This is a genomic window from Achromobacter sp. 1012554356 (assembly GCF_059760815.1).
This window is the reverse complement of record NZ_JCBANC010000004.1, coordinates 1-20,007: the sequence shown is the minus strand read 5'-3', so window position 1 is coordinate 20,007 and position 20,007 is coordinate 1. Positions and strand designations below refer to the sequence as shown.

Below are 20,007 nucleotides of genomic sequence, written 5' to 3'. Positions count from 1 at the left end.
GCGGGGCCGTCGGCCTTGCGCTCTTTCTATTTCCAGGACTGATTCCATGATTTCCACTTCCGATGCCTACGCCAACGTGGTCGCAGAAACCCGCCACTGGCTGAACCAGGCGGTGATCGGCCTGAACCTCTGTCCTTTCGCCAAGGCGGTGCAGGTCAAGGACCAGATCCGCTTTGCCGTCAGCGACGCCACGGACGCCGAGGGCGTGCTGACCGACCTGCAAGACGAGCTGGCGCTGCTGGCTGAAACCGATCCCGACAAGATCGACACCACGCTGCTCATCATCCCCGACGCGCTGGACGACTTCATGGAGTTCAACGACTTCGAAGATCTGTCCGACCGCCTGCTCAAGCGCATGCGTCTGGTAGGCGAACTGCAAGTCGCCACCTTTCATCCGCAGTTCCAATTCGCCGACACGCAGCCGGACGACATCGAGAACTTCACCAACCGCTCGCCGTATCCCATCCTGCACCTGCTGCGCGAAGACAGCATCGACCGCGCGGTGGAGTCGTTCCCGGATGCCGCAGAAATCTACGAGAAGAACATCGACACGATGAACAAACTTGGTCTGGAAGGCTGGAAGAAGCTGATGACCAAGGCCTGACGGGCTGACGTCCACCGGGATATCCCTAGATAGCCCATCGGTTGTATTGCATACAACATACGATCATTGTGACCGTCGCCGTTCGGCGGCGGCCTGTGCGTCCTTCCCCTTTTCATTGTCTTGCCTCGCGGCCCGCAACGGCCGCGCGTTGGCCTTTGCCTTTGTCTGGAGAGCCGTATGCGATTCACCCGCCGTCATGCCCTGGGCGCGCTTGCCGCCTTGCCGTTGATCTCGCGCCCGGCCTGGGCTCAGCAGAACGCCTTTCCGACGCGTCCCGTACGCCTGCTGGTTGGCTTTGCGCCCGGCGGGCTGACCGACATCGCCGCGCGCGCACTGGCCGATCGCATGGGCAAGACCCTCAAGCAGAACGTCGTCGTTGAAAACCGTCCGGGCGGGCAGGCCATCATCGCCACCGTCGCGGTGGCGCGCGCCGAGCCCGACGGCTACACGCTGGGTTTTGCCGGCACCAACGGCATGATCCTCAACCCCTTGCTCTACAACAACCTGCCGTACCAGCCGTCGGACTTCAAGCAATTGGGCTCCATGGGCAAATCTCCCATGTTGCTGATCGTGCATCCCGATCTGGGTGTGAACACCGTGCAGGAATTCATTGCCCTGGCCAAGAAAAAGCCCAACGACATCACCTGCGCGCATGCCGGCCGCGGCGTCATCAATCATCTGGCGCTGCTGCATTTCCAATCGAAGACCGGCACCCAGTTCCAGGACGTGCCCTACAAAGGCAGCGGTCCGGCGCTGCTGGACCTGATGGCGGGCACCGTGCAAAGCACGTTCGATTTCCCGACCTCGGCGCTGCCCAACATCAAGTCCGGCAAGCTGAAGGTGCTGGCTGTCACCGCGGACAAGCGGCTGTCCAGCCTGCCCGATGTGCCGACGATGAAGGAAGCGGGCGTCGACGATTTCGAGCTCTACACCCGCATGATGATCTCGGGCCCCGCCGCCATGCCCGCCGACGTCGTGAAGACGCTGGAACACGCCGTGCGCGAAGGCACGCGCGACCCCAGCCTGGTGCAGCAATTCGCCGATCAGGGCGTGGCCGTGGAATTCACGTCGTCCGCCGACCTGGACAAGGTCATCGCCGACGAATCCGCCATGTGGGCGCAGGTCATCAAGGCCAACGGCGTTCCCAAGACCGATCTGAAGGCATGAGGCCGCGAGCGGCAAGGAGACGACTGTGACGCAGCCCCGTATCACCGTAACGCCCGAACGCGCGCTGATCGACGTCGAGCGCGACATCCACATCGAAGGCTTTCCGGCCTATGCCTTCATCACCGTCACGGCCAGCATGCAGATGTGCGGCGCGGCGTGGCGTTCGGAGGCCGTGTTCGTGGCCGGCCACGACGGCCGGCTGGACCTGCGGCGTGACAGCCCCGTGTCGGGTTCCTACGCCGAGCCTTCCGCCATGGGCATTGTCTGGTCCATGGTGTGCCAGGACATGGACCGCGTGGTATTTCCGCCTGACCGCACTGACGCGCTGACCGTGCACCTTCACGCCACGAATGGTGCACTGTCGGCCGAGGCGACGCTGGTCCAGGAATTTCTGGCCGACGGCGTCACGCACCGGTCCGTGCGCGAAGAGGTGGACGGCATGACGCTGTCCGGCGAACTGTACGTGCCTGCCGGCCCGGGCCCGCATCCCGTCGTGGTGTACATGAACGGCTCGTCTGGCGGCGTGAACGCGCCGCGCGCCGCGCTGTTTGCCGCCCGCGGCTACCAGTGCCTGGCGCTGGCCATTTTCAATTACGACGGCCGTCCGAAGTACCTGAACGACATGCCGCTCGAATACTTCGAAGCCGCGCTGAAATGGATCCGAAAATCGCTGCAGCCGCGCGACGGCTTCGTGGCGGTGTCGGGCATCAGCCGGGGCGGCGAAACCTCATTGCTCGTCGCCTCGCATTTTCCCGACCTGGTCAGCGCCGTCGTCGCGTACGTGCCGTCGCCCGTGACGCATGGCGTGGTCAGCGCCGGGGCGCCGGGCACGGGACGAGATGCGCAGGTCTGGACCCGGCATGGCGAGCCCTTGCCGCATTTGTGGCAAGACAACGCCACGGCCGACTGGAACGCCGCCTATGCCAGCGAGCCGCCGTACCGTCAAACGCTGGCGTTCCTGAGCGCCACGCGCGATGCCTCGGCCTTCGAGCGCGCGCGCATCCCCGTCGAAAGCTATCCCGGTCCGGTCATGCTGGTCAGTGCATCGGACGACGGCTTCTGGCCCAGCACCGCGTATTCCGAAATGGTGGTGCGCCAGCGCCAGGCGTTTGATCTGCCCACGCACCATTACGTCTGCGCCGGGGCGGGCCACCACGTTCACTATCCCTGCCTGCCCGCCACACTGATCAACAAGCCGCACGCGATGTCGGGGTTGCTGCTGGATGCGGGCGGCACGCCGTCGGCCAACGCGGCCGGGAACGAGGGATCGTACCGGGCGGTGCTGGATTTCCTGGCGCAGGCGCGGACTGGGCAAGGGTAGGATATCCCGCGCGGGCCGGCGGCTCAGCCGGGCCGGTGTCAGACACCCGGGCAAGAGGGTCGTCAGCATGTGACAGCGGCTCTGCGGGTGTCAGACACCTCGATTTGCGTCAAGGTGTCTGACACCCGTCAGAAGTGACCACCAAGTGGATCAGGCGCCACAAGGGTGTCTGACACCGTGCCAAGCGAAGCACAGGGTGTCTGACACCGTGCCAAGCGAAGACGGCTCACGCCCAATAAAAAAGGGACCGGCAACGCCGGTCCCCTGCAATGCCCGCGCCAGCCTCACTGCCGGCGAATCGCCTCAACCTGGATCTTCAGCTTGACCTCGGGTTTGAAGCCCATGTCCAGCCCGAAATTCATGCCGAAATCCTTACGGCTGAACTCCGTGGAAGCGTCGGCGCCGCAGACCTCACGCTTGACCATCGGGTGATCGATGCACTTGAAGTCGTCGATATCAAGCTTCACCTGGCGCGTGACGCCGCGCAGCGTCAGGTCGCCCGTGGCTTCTTCCGGCTTATCGCCGTCAAACTTGGTGAACTTGCCCTTGAACGTGGCGGTGGGATATTTAGCGGCATCGAAGATGTCGGGCGCGACCGCGTGCTGGTTCATCTCGTCGTGGCCGAAGTCCACCGACTTGATGTCCACGGTGACTTCCAGCGTACCGGTGCGGGCCTCGCGATCCAGCACGACCACGCCGCTGGACTGGTTGAACTTGCCGCGCCACGTCGACAACCCGCCGAAGTGATCGGCCTCGAAGCTGGGGTACGTGTGCGACGGGTCCAAGTCATAAGTGACAGGCGCGGCATTCGCGGCGAAGGTCATCGACAGCGCACTTGCGCCCAGCAACAGGGACGGGATCAACTTCATTGCGGCTCCTTGGGTATGGCGTTCAAGTCACGCTTGCGGCGGGCCGCCCGCGTGCCGGAAAGACAAGACAATAACATTCAGTTCCGTGTCAGCAGCGTGGCTTAAATCAAAAAGTCGCGGTCCCGCACCGCGCACCGTCCGATGGCATCAATCCACTTTGCCCAGCCACGACGGCAGATCCTGCAAGGTCTCGCGCAACGCGTTAAAGCGCTGTTCGCCCAGGTGTTCCTTCCATTCCTGTTCGACGGCGGTCACGCAACTGCGCATCGGCACGTACATCTGCCGGCCCTTATGCGTGAGTTGCAACGCTGTCGAATTCGACGCGGCGCCGGGCCGTCGCAGCAGATAGCCGCGCCGCTCCAGTTCCGCCGGCACATAGTTCATGGCCTGGCGTGACATATTGCACTGGCGGGCCAACTCGATGGGCCGGCGCCGTTTGAATCAACTGCGGTTGAATCGAATGCGGATGATTCGACTTCGGTCGATTCGTCTTCGCTTTATTCGTCGTTCGCCCACTCGACCTGCACGCCCAGGCTGCGCAGGTTCTCGACAAAGCGCGGGTGGGCACGGCGGATCGGCGTGGCGTTGCGGATCTCGGAGCGGCCCTTGATGCTGCTGGCCACCATGAACAGCGCGATCGCCACGCGGATGATGTAGGGGCTTTCGACCACGCCCGGTGTCAGCGGATTGCCGCCAAACGTCACCACGCGATGCGGGTCCGACGAGAACACGTGCGCGCCGAACTTGGACAGCTCGCCCGTCCAGCCCAGCGCGCCGTCGTAGACCTTGTTCCAGAACATCGCATTGCCCTCGGCGCACACGCCCAGCGCAATGAAGATCGGCAGCAGGTCCACCGGAAAGTACGGCCAGGGCGCCGCCTCGACCTTGGTCAGCACGTTGCTGGTGAACGGCGTCTGCACCTTCAGCGGGCCGTCGCGCAGCGCGCGCGACCAGCCGTCCTTGTGCTCGATCCGCACGCCGAACTTGGCGAACGTGCGGTCGATCAGCGGGAAATTGCCCGGCGTGCGGTTGCGCACCACCACGTCGCCGCCCGTGATCGCGCCCAGCGCGAGAAACGTCGTGATCTCGTGGAAGTCTTCTTCAAATGTGAATTCGCCGCCGCCCAGTCGCTTGCCGCCGCGCACCACCAGCCGCGAGGTGCCGATGCCGTCGATATCGGCGCCCATCATCGCCATGAACCGGCAGAACTCCTGCACGTGCGGCTCGGACGCTGCATTCGTCAACGACGACTCGCCTTCAGCTGCGGCCGCGCACAACACGAAGTTTTCGGTCGTGGTCACGGACGCATAGTCCAGCCAATGATGCGTGGGCTTGAGCGGACCGCTCGCGCGCACCAGCAATGACCCGCTGGCGCGTTCCACCTGGCCGCCGAACGATCGGAAGATGTCCACGTGCGGATCGATCTCGCGCACCCCCAGCGTGCATCCCTTGACGTTGTCTTCCAGCCGCGCCACGCCAAAGCGCGCCAGCAGCGGCGGCACCAGCATGATCGACGAACGCATCTCCTCGGGCAGACGGTGGTTCGCCGCATCGAAGACCGTGTTCTTGTGATGCAGCGCCAGCGTGCGCGTCGCATCGTCCAGCCGGACGTCGCTGCCCAGCGTGCGGAAGATGTCCAGGATCTTGCGCACATCGGTGATGTCCGGCACCCCATGCAGTGCCAACGGCTGATCGGTCAGCAGCGTGGCGCACAGGATCGGCAGCACCGCGTTTTTGTTGGCCGAAGGGACGACGCGGCCGCGCAAAGGCGTGCCGCCGTGGACGATGAGGTTGGACATGGGGATGGGACTGCCGGGAAAGAAATAGGGGAGAGCGCGGGAATTGTACTGGCGAACGTCCAGACCACTGGGGTCGGATGGGCGGTGCCGCTTGAGGATTCGCACCGCGCTTGCTTCCGAGTTTCGCCCCGATATGAGGGTTTTCACATATATGGACAAATACGATAATTGAAAATATTATTCCTGCACATAAAGCGGAAGTGCGTTCGCACGGCAAATCCGCTGCGCAATACGGGTGAATCCTCAGCATTAACAGATGAAGGCCTTCACACAGGAGGAGGGGAAATGGAAGCTACCGCAACTGCACCGCGTTCATCGTCCATGTCAAAAAGGGACAAGCGCGTCATCGTCGCTGCATCCCTGGGCACGGTGTTCGAGTTCTACGATTTCTTTTTGATCGGGCTGCTGGCGGCAGAGATCGCCCGCGTGTTCTTTTCTGGCGTAAATCCCACGGCGGGATTCATCTTCACGCTGCTAGGGTTCGCGGCGGGATTCATGCTTCGTCCGTTCGGCGCCATTGTCTTTGGCCGGTTGGGCGACTTGGTGGGACGCAAGTACACGTTTCTGGTCACCATCGTGCTGATGGGCGGTTCGACGTTCCTGATCGGCGTGCTGCCCTCGTACGAGACTGCCGGCCTCATCGCTCCCATAGGCTTTGTCGTGATGCGCATGATCCAGGGCCTGGCACTCGGGGGGGAATTCGGCGGCGCGATGATTTACGTGGCCGAACATGCCCCGGCGAACAAGCGCGCAACCTGGACGGCGTGGGTGATCCTGACGGCCGCGGTCGGCTTCCTGCTTGCCGTGGCCGTCATCATTCCGCTTCGGCTCACGATGGGGCAGGAAGCGTTCGGCGCGTGGGGCTGGCGGATTCCGTTCATCATTTCCATCGCGCTGCTTCTGATCTCGTTGTGGATCCGCCTGAAGCTGGACGAGTCTCCCGAATTTAAGAAGATGAAGGCCGAAGGCCGGGCGTCGAAGTCTCCCCTTGCCGAAACGTTCGGCACCTGGAAAAACGTGCGCCTCATTCTGATCGGTGCATTGTGCATCCTGCCCGCGCAAGCAGTGCTTTGGTACACGGGGCAGTTTTATTCGCTGTTCTTCCTGACCAAGGTGCTCAAGGTCGAAACGCTGACGGCGAATTTCATGTTGATCGTTGCGACGCTGCTCACGGCGCCGCTCTACATCGTCTTTGCCAATCTTTCGGACCGTATTGGCAGACGCCCGGTCTACATCGGCGGCTACGTGCTCGCGGCTCTGTTGACCATTCCGATATTTCAAGGGCTGACGCACTTTGCCAACCCCGCGCTGGAACGCGCCCAACGCGCCGCGCCCATCTCCGTCGCTTCCAACCCTGCGGATTGCTCCGTGCAGTTCAACCTGCTGGGCACGAAAAAATTCACGTCGTCCTGCGACGTAGCAACCAACGCCATGACGGGGCTCGGGCTGAACTACACAAGCCTTGCCAGCACGAACACGGCCCTTGCCGAAATCCGGGTGGGCGACAAGGTGATCGTGTCGTATCAGGCGGATGCCCCGAACGCGGCGCAAGAGAAGCAGCGGTTCGATGCCGAGTTGCGCGCAGCGCTGGTCGACAAAGGCTATCCGCTTGGCACGGCCAACCCGCAGGACGTCAATGCGCCGGTCATTGTTTTGCTGCTGATGGTGCTCCTCAGCTTCGGCACCATCACCTTTGCACCGTCCACGACGTCGCTACTGGAGATGTTCCCGTCGCGCATCCGCTACACCGCCATGTCGTTTCCGTATCACCTGAGCGCAGCATGGTTTGGCGGCTTTCTGCCGGCGACCGCCTTCGCGATCGTGGCGGCCACCGGAAACATCTACGCGGGCCTGTATTACCCGGTCGGCATTGCGGTGGCCTGCACCGTGCTCAGCCTGATCTTTGCGCGCGAAACCAAAGGGACTGATATCTCTCGCGGGTGATAGAGGTGGCCGCGCGCGCCTGGATTTTGGCGCACGCATGAAAAGACATACGAAAGGAGACAACCATGAAGGCAGGGGAATACAGCCCGGCGATAAGACAACGGCTTGCGAGCCTTATCGACGCCTACGGAGGCGAGGATGCGTGCGCGAGTTATCTGCTGTGCGACCGCCACGATCCGCAGGCCATCGCCTATCGCATCGTCACAAGCAACGGCGAAGCAGTTGTCCTTACCTATGGCCAGCTGCGCGAGCGCTCCGAAAGGCTCGCGTCGGGTTTGAAAAGACGTGGCTACGGCGTCGGTGATCGCATTGCGTCGCTGATGTCCAAGGGAGAGGATTACCTCGTCACGCTGCTTGCCATCTGGCGGCTGGGCGCGGTGTATGTGCCGCTCTTCACGGCGTTTGCCAAGCCGGCCATTGAGATGCGGCTGGCAAGCAGCGGGGCAAAGCTCGTGGTTTGCGACGCGGCTCAGAAGCCCAAGCTCGATGCGTTGGTGCGCGAGCTTCCCGGGCTTGCGCTGGCCGTGGCGGGGGCCGCGACGGGTAGCGAGCTGACCCTTGCCGACATCGAGATGAGCGGCGAAGCCAACTTCCCTGCCCACGTCACGTCGGGCGATGGGGCCGTCATCGAGGTCTACACGTCCGGTACCACCGGCAAGCCCAAGGGGGTCGTGGTGCCGCTGCGGGCAGTCGCGGGCTTTCAGGCCTATGGGGAATTTGGTCTCGGACTCGTTTCGGACGATATCTTCTGGAATGCAGCCGATCCGGGCTGGGCTTATGGCCTTTATTTTGGCGTGCTGGTTTCGCTGTCGACCGGCGTGGAGTCCATCATGCACGTCGAGAAGTTCACGCCCGACGGGACCTTGGCTGTCCTCACGCGCCAAGGCGTCACCAACTTCACCGCGGCGCCCACGGTGTACCGCAGCTTGAAGGCGCATGGCGTGCCGGATGGTCATGTCGCCTTGCGTTGCGCATCCAGCGCGGGTGAGCCGCTTACGCCGGACGTCAATCTGTGGGCGCCTGCCGGTCTGGGCGCGCAGGTGCATGATCACTTCGGGCAGACCGAAGCCGGGATGCTGCTTAACAATCATCACCATCCCGACCTTGCAATGCCGATAAAGCCGGGCTCCATGGGCCGCGCGCTGCCGGGCTGGGACATGACGGTCATCGACCCAGCGACGCATGAAGAGTTGGGTCCGAACCAGCCCGGGCTGCTGGCCGCGCGGCTCTCCGGCAGTCCGTTGGCGTGGTTTGACGGCTATGCCCGCACTCCTGAAAAGAACGCCGACCGGCTGACGCCCTGCGGGCGGTGGTATCTGACCGGAGACTTGGCCTCGTATGACGGTGAGGGCTACTTCCGCTTTTCGTCGCGGGATGATGACGTGATCATCATGGCGGGCTATCGCATCGGCCCCTTTGACGTGGAGTCTGTCATCGCCTCGCATCCGGCGGTGCGGGACGTGGCGGTCGTTGCGGTCCCCGACGCGATCAGGGGCGAGGTCCTCGAAGCCGTCGTGGTGCTGAACCACGGCTACGCCGCCACCGAAGAACTGTCCGAGGCCCTCAGGCAGAAGGTGCGTGCCGATTACGCGGCGCACGCCTATCCGCGCCGCATTCACTACCGCGACGAACTGCCTAAGACCCCGTCCGGAAAAACCCAACGATTCGTGCTGCGCAACGAGCTGCGCGGCAGTGTGGAGGTCAAGGCATGAACATTGCTGGCGCGGCTGGAATTGTGACCGGCGCCGCCTCCGGACTGGGGCGGGCGACTGCGGAGTTGTTAGCGAGGCAGGGCGCCAGGCTTGTCCTGCTCGATATGAACGACGAAGGGCTGGAACGCACCCGATCGGAATTGCCCGGCGAGCATGTGGCCCTTCACGCCGACGTGTGCGATGCGCAGGAGGTGAAAGCCTGCGTGGACGCGGGCGCGGCAGCTTTCGGAGACCTTCGATTCGTTGTCAATTGCGCCGGCGTGCCATCGGCCGCCAAAACGGTCTCGCGCGGCGTGGCACACGATCTGGATGTCTGGAACCGGGTCCTGGCCATCAACCTGACGGGATCATTCAACGTGTTGCGACTGGCGGCCGAAAGGATGATCCATAACCACCCCGACGCCGATGGGCAGCGCGGCGTGATCGTCAACACCAGTTCGATCGCCGCTTTCGACGGACTGAAAGGACAAGCCGCCTACAGCGCCAGCAAGGCCGCGATCGCCGGAATGACGCTGCCGATCGCGCGTGACCTGGCCGAGTACGGGATCCGTTGCATGGCTATCGCACCGGGCGTTTTCGAAACCGAGCTCACCATGAACGTGCCGCAAAAGGGCATGGAGGCCATGGAGAAAGGCTTTCTCTATCCGAAGCGCTGCGGCCTGCCGGCGGAGTTTGCTGCCATGGTGCAGTCCATTCTCGCCAATCCGTACGTCAATGGGACGTGCTATCGGCTTGACGGCGGAACCCGGTTTGCGCCATGACGAGCCGATGCGAGCGCGGCGCGCAGGGCCGCTGCAAGGTGAATGCCGATGAAAAACCAAGGTGATGTGATGAACGACGCAGAATTGAATGGCACGGGGCATCGTCTGACGCCCATTTGCATCGTGAAGGCTGGCATGGCGTGGATCACGCTGAACCGGCCCGAAAAGGCAAATGCTGTCAGTTCCGGTCTGCTGGATGAGGTGCTGGCCGCAATCGACGCGGCAGAGTCGGCGCCGGACGTAAAGGCGATCATTTTCTCCGGATCCGGCCGCAATTTCTGCGCGGGCGCCGATCTCGGAGAACTGCTGGAAGGCGGACGCACGGCTGTCCGTACCCTGCTGGACCGTTTCCGAGAGGTGTGCCGGCGATTCGAGACCTCCCGGCTGCCTGTCGTGGGCATGGCTCACGGCGCCGTGCGTGCGGGGGGGCTGGAGTTGTTGCTGTGCTGCGACGCAGTGATCGCGTCGAAAGACGCCACCATTGGCGATGCGCACGCCTTGCGCGAGTTGCTGCCAGGCGGGGGCAGCAGCGTCCGGCTGCCCAGGACCATCGGGGTGCAAAGAGCCAAGTGGATGATCCTGTCTGGCCAATCCATCACGGCGGTGCAGGCGGTGGATTGGGGCATTCTGCATTCCGTCGTACCCGCAGAGGATTTGACGCGTTCCGCCCTCGCGCTTGCGCAAGAGATGTCCGTCGCGCATCGCGACACCCTTGCAAGGGCCAAGTCGTTGCTCGTCGCGTCCTACACGCTTAGCAAGGCGGACGCGTTGGAAAATGAAATCAGGACACTTGAGTTGCACGCCGGCACGCCAGCCATGCAGACGGGACTGGCGCAGTTCGTCGGCCGCACGCACTCGTCATCGCCGCGAAACGCCCCGCACGCAGAAATCCGCAATGTCCCTGACGCGATCTAGGCGCAGGCGCTCATGAACGTCGTTGTTACGCGCAAGCGGACCCACTAGCGCTTCAAACAGCGATCCGACGATGCACGCCGACGAGACGTCCGGGTTCTGGTCGGCAAACTCCCCGCCACGGATGCCGCGTTCGATGATCGTTTCGAACACGCGCATCAGTTTGCTGCGGTACTTGAGCCGCTCGATCTCGATGGCCGAATCGACAGGCTCCGCGACCAAGGCATAGCCGAGCTGTTTGGCGCGGATGGCGCGGCTGCCGAAGGTGTATGCGCACTCCTTCAACAGATTTGCCGGGGTGTCGTCGCCCATCGCAACGCCGGCCACGACATTGACCTCGTGCTGCGAAACGTGCGCTACGACCTCGACCAGCAGGCTTTCGCGCGACTTGAAGTATCGGTATAGCGTCGCCGGCGACATCCCCGCGCGCTCGGCGATGGCGTTGACCTGTGTTTCGCGAAAGCCCACGCTTGCGACCAGATCAATGGCGGCCGCCAGAAATCGCGCACGCTTGTCGTGCTGCGGCAAGTTGTAGGTCGGGCGGTCGGCGCGGGGAGTAGTGCGCGAAGCCGTGGTTTGTCCCACTGCAATTGATGCGTCGTCTGTCTTGGCCAGATACCAGTTCTCCGCAAAATGCCGGGCCTGGGTCAGATCGTCAGTCTTGGTGCTGACACGCTGGCTCTTGCCGTCAAACGTGCCTTGGCATTGCCAGAACCTGCTGTTCGGCCGGCGATAGATGCTGATCCGACCGCCAACAGCGGAATGCCGCTCATCAGCCATTGGTTTCGCGCTCCCTGTGTAAATGGCAAAAAACGAGTTTCAATTTTTGCACAATTTGCGCTTCGACAGGGAACTTGGGGCGGGCGCGTCATAGCGCTGTTCCGAGCGTCGCGTGGCGACCCTCTGATGGCTCACGCCGGCGACAGGGTGGTCTACCACAACAGCCTACCTCGGGCCGCACTGGCAAGCATCGACGACACATTCGGGATGTGTTGACGAGACGGAGCAGGTGTTGAAGCTGCCGGTGGTTTAAGCGGTATTTGGCGCGTTCAGGCGGCGGGCTTATCCCGATTCTTCCGAATCAGCACCGCGCCGCCGATCGTCAGCACCAGACCGCCGCCGATATACGGCAAGCCAAAGATCAGCAGGGTAAAGAACAGCGCCGTATTGGCATCCCGCGCGCCCGCGCCGCCGCCGGTGTGCATCGCAGGATCGATCTGCAACATGGCGATGGCCGCTGTCAGCAGCAACATCACCCCCAGCGTCGCGCAGCCCCAGCCGAACAGACGGCGCAGGTTGGCAATGCGCGCCAGCGCCACGGCGGCAATCACCGCGACCATGCCATACAGGATCACACTTATCAGCGTGACGCGGTCCAGCGACCCGGAATCCAGCGGCTCAGAAGCTGCCCCCCCGTCCGGAAACAGGCCGAACACCGCCAGCAGCAGCGGATTGGTGATGCCAAAGCTGGCGCTACCGATCAGCAATCCGAAGACGATGCTGACGAGCCATTTGATTGCGGTGGGGGGCATGGGGGCGGGTCGCTTCTAAAAGGTCAGTAGTAGATATCGACGTAATCGGTCAGACCGCCGCACGCTTCCATCTGCTGCAGGCGCCAGTACTTGCGCTTGCCGGTTGCCTTGAACTCGTAGTCGCCGGTGCGCTCGCAACGGCGGCCCTTGTCCGGCGCGTCCAGGATCAGGATCGTGCCGCGCAGCACGAAGCTGTCGCGGCCAATGGAGACGACCTCGCCTTTGACCTTCAAGGTGCCTTCATGGTTGGCCTGCGTGCCTTCCAGGCGAACCACATCGTTGTCGTCGATGGCGTTCATCTTGCCGCGTTTGGCGGACCACAGCCATTGCAGCGTGACGCCGCTGTTGTTCAGGAGCCGTTCGTAGGCGGCCTGATCATTGATCTGGGTCTTCTGCACCGGCGCGAGGGCGCCGCCGGCTTGCTGCGCGGGCGCTTGCTGGGCAGGAGCCTGTTGCGCGGGCGCCTGTTGAACCGGAGCGCGCTGTGCGGGGGCCTGCTGGGCCGGGGCTTGCTGCGGGGCAGGCGCCTGATTGCCGGAGTTGGCGCGCGGCGGCAGGATGGCGGCGCCAGGATCTTGCGCTGCGAAGGCGGGCGCGGAGGCGGCGAAGGCCAGGCCCAGCGCAAGCAGCAGGTTTCCGGACTTGCGTTTGATTCCCGAGGCGCGGGCAACGTGAGTTTGCATGGTCTGTATCAAGAGAGGAGAGGGGATGCGCCGGCTTTCGTCTTGATGGGACCGGTCGTCGACCCTGACCCCGATTACGGCACGGGCGCCAACTTATCACGCCCTTGCGCGCAAATAATTGCGGGTTTTAGCGTAGCTGTATCCAATCGTTAGACGGAAAACAGAATGCTTCACCGCCCCGCGTACTGAACGCCGTCAAGCCCTGCGTCGGACGTTCTCCTCGTGAAGCGCGCGCACCTGCTCGACGAACTCGGGCACGGGTCCTTCGACCTCTATGCCGTTGACCACTTCGGAGATGGGCAGGGGCCGCACCGCCGAGGGCGGCACACCCCATCCGCGCATCCATTCACCGTACTGTTCGGACGACACGGCGTAGACGATCCGGCCGAGTCCCACCCAGCCGTGCGCCGCCGAACACATCGAACAGTGCTCGCCGGACGTGTATACCGTGCAGGCGGCGCGCTCCGCTTCCGGCACGTTGTTGGCGGCCCAGCGGGCAATCTCGAATTCCGGATGCCGCGTGCGGTCGCCGCTGGAGACGTGATTGTGGTCTTCAAACAGCACCCGCCCGTCGCCGGACACCAGTACTGATCCAAACGGCTGGTCTCCGGCATCAAGGGCCTGCCGGGCCAGCTCGACGCAGCGTGCCAGGTGCTTCTTGTCCTCTTCGGTAATCACGCGTGATCTCCTTGTAAAGATTGAGGCCGGCGCGGATCCGCCCGCGCCGGCATGGGGGCGACAGCTAAAGATAAAGCTACAGCTACAGCTACAGCTACAGCAACAGCGGCGAAATCTTGCTGCCATCCACCGACACGCCCGCCATCAGGCCGCCGTTGTTCATCACGAAGCCCACGATGGGTTGCTGCGCGGTGTTGGAATCGATGCTGCCGTTGACGCCCACGTTGGCCACGGCGACGGTGGCGTCGGCGCCAACGGTCCAGCCGCTGCTGGCGCGGAACTTGGCCAATGCGTCATCCGTCATGAAAAGCAGCACCATCGCCTTGGACTGCGCGCCCGCTTGCAGGCCGATGGATCCGCCCGTGACGCTGTAGTAGCCCTTGTCCTGGCCGCTGACCTGAAGCACGCCCGTCCCGTGCTGTGCGCCCACGATGAAGCTGGCGCTCAGCACTGCCGGAAACACCAGCACGCCGCGGGCGCGTTCCACCAGTTGCCGGGATTGCGGCGAGGATTCATACAGCTTGGACAACGTGGCCGCGGTGGCGGCGTCCAGTTCCTGGCGCTTTTCGGCGGCGCTTGCCGTGGCGCGCGAGTCCGTCGTGGTGCAGCCCGCAAAAAGAAAACCCGCCATGCCCAGCGTGACGGCGGCGACGGCGGTTCTGCGGAATTTTGAAGTGATATCAAGCATTTGCGCTTCCTTTTTGTGGGTGACCAACGATGCACATCAAATCATCTCCTGGCGGGAGATTACCCCGGCTCGCGTGGGGAGGCGACGTCGAAGGACGAATGCCTTGAAAAAAAGGCGCGCATCCCCGGTTTAACATCGCGCCATGCTATTCATCATCTTTCTCTGGATTGCGCTCGCCATCGTGGTCGGCTTCATGGCGCGAAAGCGCGGGCGCAATGGCATCGGGTGGGCGTTGCTTGCCGGCCTGATCAGTGCGCCGGTCGCCGGCATTTTCCTCAAGCGCATTCCGAACCGGTCGCCGCTCGCCAGCCAGCCGCTCCTTTCCGCGCATATCGAATGCCTGCATTGCGGCGAGCGCATTCTGCGCGAGGCGCGCGTATGCCGGCATTGCGGGGGCGATGTGACGGAGAGCGGCCTGGCCGCGGTGCGGCAAGCGATGCCCGCCGGATATTGGTTCGACCTGCCCGACCCCGCATTCAAATTGATGAGGACCGCCGGCCGCGTGGCGCTGATCAAGCCCGTTCCGCCGTGGATCGTGGTGGACGAGTCGCTCGAGTCCATCGTCATCGGCAGCCGCTGGCCCGGGAAGCTTTGGCGCGTGCGCGTCGAGAAGCAGGGCGATATGTCCGATCTGGTTGCGCAGCCCGGCTATTGGCGCGCCAGTGCAATCGAATTGCTGGAAGCGTTGCCCTTGTCGGCGCTGTTTGGTCCGAAGGGCGAGGTGGTGCTGGAGATCATCGCGCAGATCAGCACGCTGTCACGCACGGACGCGCAGGCGTTGGCGGACCATCTGCCGGAGAACGCCTGGATGGCCTATAGCCGCGCCTGGATGCGCTGGTCGCAGCAGGACGGCGAGCCGGCAGTGGATGAAGAGGGCGATTGGCGCGGCGCGCTGGCCGCCACCCGGCAGAGCGACAAGGCTCGGTCGCCGGTTCATTCCGGCTTTCTGCTGATTCACAGCCAATTGCGGCAGCGCGCCGAGCAACTGGACGGCGGCAACGCGTTTACGTTGATCGAGGAAGACGGCGAGACCGAGCAGGTGTTGAATCCGATGTGGCAAGCGGCGTGCGACGCGCTGCTGTTTGCGGCCATGGCACGTGCCGCGCCGCAGTATGTGTCCGACGACGACGCGCTTACGTTGTTGCACGCGTGGTCCCGCGTGTTCAACGACGCCGGCCAGCGCGCCTGAGATTCACCACATACCTTCGTTCAGGATCTTCCGGGCGCGCTTGAACGTGATGACGGCCGCCCCGACCGCCAGAATCAGCGCGATCCAGCCGTTCATGTTGAACTTCATTTTGCGGGCGTAGTTCGCGTCGTGAACCAGCTTGGCATCGACCAGCGTTTCACCGTTCTTGCGCACGCCGTAGACCCGGACGGGAATGGCCATGTTGTACTGCAGTGCAATCGTGCTGTCGGTCAGCTGCGCGTCGTCTTCCAGCACCATGAATTGCACGTGCTCGCCCTCGGTGTATGGGACCTTGTAGGTCGCTTCAAAAAACTTGAAGACCATGTAGGGATAGTTGCCCGAATACACGCAGAGCGCACCGTAGGACTCCCACCGCCCGCGAATTTTCGCCTTGGTGTCGCAGCTTGCCACCTTGTCCACCCGCAGACTGATCGTGTTCAGTTTCGCGGGGTCGTAAGGCAGGCGAATGTTTTTCGCCGCGTTGAAGCAGTAGATGGCGATGCCGGCGAGTACGAGCGCGGCAATCGCGGGAATGCGGCAAGGCAGGAAGGCGCGTTTCCAGTCAGCCAGTTCACTGCTCATGCCGGCTGACTGGAGAAACGTTGACGGCGTGAGTGGGGGCCTTGGTCTGTTTTCATGGCGCGCGCTGCAGAATTTGCGAGCGCCAATTTTAAACAGGCCCTAGAGAACGCGTAAAAACACGCGCTATAACACACGCCTTTCCGCGATTCCTGCCTACTTCGGATCGCAGTGATTCCGGAACGCCTTCTCGCCCGCGTCGGACACCTCTACCCACTTCTGATCGGGCGGCGCGTCCTGCACGTAGCTGTCGTGCCAGTTCCACCATTTGTACGGCGGCGTTTGCGGATAGCCCGCCGGTGAATCTTCCCAGGTCTCCTGCCGTCCCAGGGGCGTGATGTCCAGGTAGTTCCACGTGCCGCCCATCTGCTCGTCGCCACGGTTGTTTAGAAAATACGTGCGATAGATGCGGTCGCCGTCGCGAAAGAACACGTTGGTGCCGTGCCATTCGTCCACGCCAAAGTCCGCATCGAAACCGTCGGTCAGCGTGAACCACGGCATCGTCCAACCCATGCGCGCCTTCAGCCGTTCAATGTCCGGCTGCGGCGCACGGGACACGAAAACCAGCGTCGTGTCGCGTGCGTTCAGATGCGCCAGGTGCGCCACCTGGTCCGCCACCATCGAGCAGCCGCGGCATGCGTGGTCCGGCCAGCCGAACACGCCTGGTTCATGAAACGCGCGGTAGACGATCAACTGCCGGCGGCCGTCGAACAGGTCGCGCAATGTGGTCTTGCCCGCCGGGCCTTCAAAGACGTATTCCTTCTCGACTGCCGTCCAGGGCATGCGGCGGCGCTCCGCAGCCAACGCGTCGCGCGCGCGGGTGTGGGCCTTTTCCTTGACGAGCAGTTGTTGGCGGGCGGCTTCCCAGTCTTCAGCGGATACGACCGGGGGCGTTTGCATGGCGGGCCGGGCGCCATTGCCGGCGGATGCGGGGGGCGTGGACATGGCTTGATCCTCCTGGTGGCTTTGATCCCGTGGGCGCAGGGGCGGCGCGGGGTGTGGGAACAGTGTGGCACCGGGAGGGGCGGCGCAGGGGTAACAAATCTGGCGCGAAAGTGCGCCAGACGCGTGCCGCACAATCAGCGCGGTCTAGCCGTTCCGCGTCAGGCAGGGATCAGCGCCGCCTCCCGCGGCATGGCCTTCGCGGTCCAACCCCGCAGGCTGTCGCGCAGCAGCGATACAGCAGCCTGGCCGCTTTCGTTCAGGCGGTGCGCCGCATAGAGGCCGAATTGCGCGCTCAGCGGCAGCGCGCCTTCATCGCCGATGGAAATCACGCGCATGGTGTCGGGCCTCAGGCACTCGGTCGTCAGCAAGGCAACGCCCAAGCCATTCTCGACAGCCGCGATCGTGGCCCCCACGTTGTGGCTGGTCAGCGAAACCCGGAAATCCCGTCCTGACGCCGTCAGCGCATCAAAGGCCAGCCGGCGCCACGAGCACGGCTCCGCATACACGATCACATCCAGCGGCTGGTCCGGGTCCAGGGTTTCGTCGATGCCGCATGCCCAATGCAGATCTACCGTCCACGATTCGATGGGTTCGTCGACGAACCCCACGCAGGCGCCCACCGCCACGTCCAGTGTGCCATCCTGCCAGCGCGCGGCCAGCCGCTCGCCGTCGTCGATGACGACATCCAGATGCAGGTTGGGACACGAGCGCCGCAACCGGCCTAGCGCCGCCGGCAATGCGGCCACCGCCACGTCCTCGGACAGTCCGATGCGCACGCTGCCCGCCACCGCGCGTTCGCGTAGCCGCGCCGCAGCGGCCTCTCCCAGCGCGAGGATGCGGTTGGCGTAGCTAAGCAGCACTTCGCCCTCGGTGGTGGGCGCCATGCCGCGGCCGGTGCGATGCAGCAGCCGCTTGCCCACCATTTCCTCCAGCCGGCGGATCTGCGTGCTAAGCGCTGACTGCGCGCGGCCGGCTTGGTCCGCTGCGCGGCTCAGGCTGCCGTAGCGGCAGACGGCAACAAAGGTGCGGAGCAGGGCGGGGTCGAAATCGGCTGACATTATCAATACCTGAAATCTGGTTTACGAGATATCAGTCTAGCTGTAACCCTGCCGCGTGCCTAGGATGACCCTTGTCGCGAAATGTCCGACTCAATTCAAGGAGCCATCCACCATGAACCAACCCCAAAATCAGCGCGTCGTCCTTGCATCCCGGCCCGTTGGCCGCCCCAAGGCCAGCGATTTCCGCGTCGAACGCGCGCCTATTCCCCAACCGGCCGATGGCCAGGTGCTGCTGGAAGTCCAGACCCTGTCGCTGGACCCGTACATGCGCTGGCGCGTCAGCGACGAAAAATCCTACGCTACCCCCATGGAGATCGGCGACGTGATGGTGGGCGGCACCGTTGCCCGCGTTCATACGTCGCGTCATCCCGACTGGCGCGAAGGCGACATCGTGCTGTCGTCTGCCGGCTGGCAACGCTACGCGCTGTCAGACGGTACTGGCCTGCGCCGTCTCGATCCGGCCAACGCGCCGCCCTCGACCGCGCTCGGCGTGCTGGGCATGCCCGGCCTCACGGCCTACGTCGGGCTGCTGAACATCGGCCAGCCCAAGCCGGGCGAAACCGTCGTCGTCGCGGCCGCGAGCGGCGCCGTGGGTTCGGTCGTCGGGCAGATTGCGCGCATCAAGGGCGCGCGCGTCGTGGGCATCGCGGGTGGTCCGGAGAAATGCGCTTTTGTGAAGGAAGAGCTGGGCTTTGACGTGGTTGTGGACCACCACGCGCCGGATTTCGCGCAGAAGCTGGCCGAGGCCTGCCCCGACGGCATCGACGTCTATTTTGAAAACGTCAGCGGCCACGTGTGGGACGCCGTGCTGCCCCTGCTGAACGACTTTGCCCGCGTGCCGGTGTGCGGCCTGATTGCCAACTACAACGACGGCCCCGCCGACCGCAGCGGCCCGGACCGCCTGCCCGCCACCATGCGCGAGATCCTTTCCCGCCGTATCACCATGAAGGGATTCATCGTGTTCGACTTTCCGAAGGAACAGGAAGACGAGTTCCTGCACGTGGCCGGGCAGTGGATCCGCGAGGGCAAGCTGCGCTGGCGCGAGGATGTGGTCGACGGTCTGGAAAATGCGCCCGAAGCGTTGATCGGTCTGCTCGAGGGGAAGAACTTCGGGAAGCTGGTGGTGCGGGTGGGGGACTGACGCACTGGCGGTATGGCGTGCTATTGGCCGATCGTGCGCGCCTTGCTGCGCCGCGCAGTTGGCTTGGGCGCCACCCCCAGGCGCGGATCGCGCGCCACGGCCAATGCCGCTAGCGTCGCCGCGGTCGATTCGAAGGATTCGCTCGACTGCGGCAGATACAGCCACTTGCCCAGCACCGGGTGCGGCAAGAGCTCGGGAATGTCCGCCAGCAGCGCCGCGTGGCGTTCCTGCGACGTGCAGACCATGACCCCGTTCCACGGGTCGTCGCGGTCAGCGACGATCAGATACAGCAAGCCGTCCAGGTACGCGGCGTCGGCGCCGAACATCTTGCGATGCGTGTAGCTTCCGTCTCGTTCCAGCGGTTCAAGAATCCACAGCAGCGAATTGGATTTTGCGGCACGCTGTTTGCGAGGCGGGGCGAAGGG

At 63.8% G+C, this 20,007-nt stretch carries 21 protein-coding genes; 9 read left to right on the top strand and 12 right to left on the bottom strand.

The window, feature by feature from the left end; genetic code table 11:
- Positions 1-46 precede the first annotated feature (46 nt).
- The 3 genes from AC6LJW_RS02770 to AC6LJW_RS02760 all read left to right on the top strand — a co-directional run bounded on the left by AC6LJW_RS02770 (position 47) and on the right by AC6LJW_RS02760 (position 3,092).
- Positions 47-604, top strand: a complete 558-nt coding sequence (locus AC6LJW_RS02770; RefSeq protein WP_056562193.1) for a DUF1415 domain-containing protein — start codon at positions 47-49, stop codon at positions 602-604.
- Between the two features lie 177 nt (positions 605-781).
- Positions 782-1,771, top strand: coding sequence for a Bug family tripartite tricarboxylate transporter substrate binding protein (locus AC6LJW_RS02765; RefSeq protein WP_056562190.1), 990 nt, complete (start codon positions 782-784; stop codon positions 1,769-1,771).
- 25 nt (positions 1,772-1,796) lie between these two features.
- Positions 1,797-3,092 carry an acyl-CoA thioesterase/bile acid-CoA:amino acid N-acyltransferase family protein gene (locus AC6LJW_RS02760; RefSeq protein WP_056562187.1) on the top strand — a complete coding sequence of 432 codons (1,296 nt, stop codon included), beginning with the start codon at positions 1,797-1,799 and terminating at the stop codon, positions 3,090-3,092.
- Positions 3,093-3,376: 284 nt separating this feature from the next.
- Here the strand turns inward: AC6LJW_RS02760 and AC6LJW_RS02755 are convergent, their stop codons facing one another.
- The 3 genes from AC6LJW_RS02755 to AC6LJW_RS02745 all read right to left on the bottom strand — a co-directional run bounded on the left by AC6LJW_RS02755 (position 3,377) and on the right by AC6LJW_RS02745 (position 5,760).
- Positions 3,377-3,961: a YceI family protein gene (locus AC6LJW_RS02755; RefSeq protein ID WP_056562184.1), complete on the bottom strand. Its 585-nt coding sequence runs from the start codon at positions 3,959-3,961 to the stop codon at positions 3,377-3,379.
- Positions 3,962-4,108: 147 nt separating this feature from the next.
- Positions 4,109-4,345, bottom strand: a complete 237-nt coding sequence (locus AC6LJW_RS02750) for a winged helix DNA-binding protein (RefSeq protein WP_427985041.1) — start codon at positions 4,343-4,345, stop codon at positions 4,109-4,111.
- A gap of 113 nt (positions 4,346-4,458) precedes the next feature.
- On the bottom strand, positions 4,459-5,760 hold the full coding sequence (locus tag AC6LJW_RS02745; protein ID WP_498086458.1) for a UDP-N-acetylglucosamine 1-carboxyvinyltransferase: 1,302 nt from the start codon (positions 5,758-5,760) through the stop codon (positions 4,459-4,461).
- Between the two features lie 285 nt (positions 5,761-6,045).
- Between AC6LJW_RS02745 and AC6LJW_RS02740 the strand changes: the two genes are divergently transcribed.
- The 4 genes from AC6LJW_RS02740 (at position 6,046) to AC6LJW_RS02725 (ending at position 11,092) form a co-directional block, all read left to right on the top strand.
- On the top strand, positions 6,046-7,704 hold the full coding sequence (locus AC6LJW_RS02740) for an MFS transporter (RefSeq protein WP_498086457.1): 1,659 nt from the start codon (positions 6,046-6,048) through the stop codon (positions 7,702-7,704).
- Positions 7,705-7,769: 65 nt separating this feature from the next.
- Positions 7,770-9,416, top strand: coding sequence for an AMP-binding protein (locus AC6LJW_RS02735; protein WP_498086456.1), 1,647 nt, complete (start codon positions 7,770-7,772; stop codon positions 9,414-9,416).
- On the top strand, positions 9,413-10,177 hold the full coding sequence (locus tag AC6LJW_RS02730; protein ID WP_498086455.1) for an SDR family NAD(P)-dependent oxidoreductase: 765 nt from the start codon (positions 9,413-9,415) through the stop codon (positions 10,175-10,177). The genes AC6LJW_RS02735 and AC6LJW_RS02730 overlap by 4 nt, the downstream gene beginning before the upstream one ends.
- A 48-nt stretch (positions 10,178-10,225) precedes the next feature.
- The gene (locus tag AC6LJW_RS02725; protein WP_162253554.1) at positions 10,226-11,092 is read left to right on the top strand and encodes an enoyl-CoA hydratase/isomerase family protein; all 867 of its coding nucleotides are present in this window, start codon (positions 10,226-10,228) and stop codon (positions 11,090-11,092) included.
- On the opposite strand, the gene AC6LJW_RS02720 is transcribed toward AC6LJW_RS02725, so the two are convergent.
- From AC6LJW_RS02720 to AC6LJW_RS02700, 5 genes are all read right to left on the bottom strand, one after another.
- On the bottom strand, positions 11,036-11,869 hold the full coding sequence (locus AC6LJW_RS02720; protein WP_082578837.1) for a TetR/AcrR family transcriptional regulator: 834 nt from the start codon (positions 11,867-11,869) through the stop codon (positions 11,036-11,038). The genes AC6LJW_RS02725 and AC6LJW_RS02720 overlap by 57 nt on opposite strands.
- 269 nt (positions 11,870-12,138) lie before the next feature.
- Complete coding sequence (locus tag AC6LJW_RS02715) at positions 12,139-12,621, bottom strand: hypothetical protein (protein WP_498086454.1); 483 nt, start codon at positions 12,619-12,621, stop codon at positions 12,139-12,141.
- Positions 12,622-12,644: 23 nt separating this feature from the next.
- On the bottom strand, positions 12,645-13,304 hold the full coding sequence (locus AC6LJW_RS02710) for a hypothetical protein (protein ID WP_056562160.1): 660 nt from the start codon (positions 13,302-13,304) through the stop codon (positions 12,645-12,647).
- A 195-nt stretch (positions 13,305-13,499) separates the two neighbouring features.
- Complete coding sequence (locus tag AC6LJW_RS02705) at positions 13,500-13,982, bottom strand: nucleoside deaminase (protein ID WP_056562157.1); 483 nt, start codon at positions 13,980-13,982, stop codon at positions 13,500-13,502.
- A gap of 94 nt (positions 13,983-14,076) precedes the next feature.
- The gene (locus AC6LJW_RS02700; protein WP_056566652.1) at positions 14,077-14,670 is read right to left on the bottom strand and encodes a BPSL1445 family SYLF domain-containing lipoprotein; all 594 of its coding nucleotides are present in this window, start codon (positions 14,668-14,670) and stop codon (positions 14,077-14,079) included.
- A gap of 142 nt (positions 14,671-14,812) precedes the next feature.
- Between AC6LJW_RS02700 and AC6LJW_RS02695 the strand changes: the two genes are divergently transcribed.
- Positions 14,813-15,859 (top strand): hypothetical protein, encoded by a 1,047-nt coding sequence (locus AC6LJW_RS02695; protein WP_498086453.1) that lies wholly within the window; start codon positions 14,813-14,815, stop codon positions 15,857-15,859.
- 3 nt (positions 15,860-15,862) lie between these two features.
- Here the strand turns inward: AC6LJW_RS02695 and AC6LJW_RS02690 are convergent, their stop codons facing one another.
- The 3 genes from AC6LJW_RS02690 to AC6LJW_RS02680 all read right to left on the bottom strand — a co-directional run bounded on the left by AC6LJW_RS02690 (position 15,863) and on the right by AC6LJW_RS02680 (position 18,441).
- Positions 15,863-16,441, bottom strand: a complete 579-nt coding sequence (locus AC6LJW_RS02690; protein ID WP_498086452.1) for a hypothetical protein — start codon at positions 16,439-16,441, stop codon at positions 15,863-15,865.
- A 153-nt stretch (positions 16,442-16,594) separates the two neighbouring features.
- Entirely contained in the window at positions 16,595-17,383 is a 789-nt protein-coding gene (locus AC6LJW_RS02685; RefSeq protein ID WP_498086451.1) for a DUF899 domain-containing protein, read from the bottom strand.
- A gap of 158 nt (positions 17,384-17,541) precedes the next feature.
- The gene (locus AC6LJW_RS02680; RefSeq protein WP_498086450.1) at positions 17,542-18,441 is read right to left on the bottom strand and encodes a LysR family transcriptional regulator; all 900 of its coding nucleotides are present in this window, start codon (positions 18,439-18,441) and stop codon (positions 17,542-17,544) included.
- Between the two features lie 112 nt (positions 18,442-18,553).
- Here AC6LJW_RS02680 and curA point away from each other — a divergent pair, with 112 nt between their 5' ends.
- On the top strand, positions 18,554-19,582 hold the full coding sequence (gene curA / locus AC6LJW_RS02675) for an NADPH-dependent curcumin/dihydrocurcumin reductase (protein WP_498086449.1): 1,029 nt from the start codon (positions 18,554-18,556) through the stop codon (positions 19,580-19,582).
- Between the two features lie 20 nt (positions 19,583-19,602).
- Here the strand turns inward: curA and AC6LJW_RS02670 are convergent.
- The coding region (locus AC6LJW_RS02670) for a hypothetical protein (RefSeq protein ID WP_498086448.1) at positions 19,603-20,007 on the bottom strand (405 nt) is incomplete at its 5' end.

Bases quoted from the DNA above. Each gene is read 5' to 3' on its own strand.
- AC6LJW_RS02740 (WP_498086457.1), top strand. From the start codon at position 6,046: ATGGAAGCTACCGCAACTGCACCGCGTTCATCGTCCATGTCAAAAAGG.
- AC6LJW_RS02700 (WP_056566652.1), bottom strand. From the start codon at position 14,670: ATGCTTGATATCACTTCAAAATTCCGCAGAACCGCCGTCGCCGCCGTC.
- AC6LJW_RS02730 (WP_498086455.1), top strand. From the start codon at position 9,413: ATGAACATTGCTGGCGCGGCTGGAATTGTGACCGGCGCCGCCTCCGGA.
- AC6LJW_RS02725 (WP_162253554.1), top strand. From the start codon at position 10,226: ATGAAAAACCAAGGTGATGTGATGAACGACGCAGAATTGAATGGCACG.
- curA (WP_498086449.1), top strand. From the start codon at position 18,554: ATGAACCAACCCCAAAATCAGCGCGTCGTCCTTGCATCCCGGCCCGTT.
- AC6LJW_RS02685 (WP_498086451.1), bottom strand. From the start codon at position 17,383: ATGTCCACGCCCCCCGCATCCGCCGGCAATGGCGCCCGGCCCGCCATG.
- AC6LJW_RS02770 (WP_056562193.1), top strand. From the start codon at position 47: ATGATTTCCACTTCCGATGCCTACGCCAACGTGGTCGCAGAAACCCGC.
- AC6LJW_RS02765 (WP_056562190.1), top strand. From the start codon at position 782: ATGCGATTCACCCGCCGTCATGCCCTGGGCGCGCTTGCCGCCTTGCCG.
- AC6LJW_RS02710 (WP_056562160.1), bottom strand. From the start codon at position 13,304: ATGCAAACTCACGTTGCCCGCGCCTCGGGAATCAAACGCAAGTCCGGA.
- AC6LJW_RS02695 (WP_498086453.1), top strand. From the start codon at position 14,813: ATGCTATTCATCATCTTTCTCTGGATTGCGCTCGCCATCGTGGTCGGC.
- AC6LJW_RS02715 (WP_498086454.1), bottom strand. From the start codon at position 12,621: ATGCCCCCCACCGCAATCAAATGGCTCGTCAGCATCGTCTTCGGATTG.
- AC6LJW_RS02720 (WP_082578837.1), bottom strand. From the start codon at position 11,869: ATGGCTGATGAGCGGCATTCCGCTGTTGGCGGTCGGATCAGCATCTAT.
- AC6LJW_RS02745 (WP_498086458.1), bottom strand. From the start codon at position 5,760: ATGTCCAACCTCATCGTCCACGGCGGCACGCCTTTGCGCGGCCGCGTC.
- AC6LJW_RS02735 (WP_498086456.1), top strand. From the start codon at position 7,770: ATGAAGGCAGGGGAATACAGCCCGGCGATAAGACAACGGCTTGCGAGC.
- AC6LJW_RS02750 (WP_427985041.1), bottom strand. From the start codon at position 4,345: ATGAACTATGTGCCGGCGGAACTGGAGCGGCGCGGCTATCTGCTGCGA.
- AC6LJW_RS02755 (WP_056562184.1), bottom strand. From the start codon at position 3,961: ATGAAGTTGATCCCGTCCCTGTTGCTGGGCGCAAGTGCGCTGTCGATG.
- AC6LJW_RS02680 (WP_498086450.1), bottom strand. From the start codon at position 18,441: ATGTCAGCCGATTTCGACCCCGCCCTGCTCCGCACCTTTGTTGCCGTC.
- AC6LJW_RS02690 (WP_498086452.1), bottom strand. From the start codon at position 16,441: ATGAGCAGTGAACTGGCTGACTGGAAACGCGCCTTCCTGCCTTGCCGC.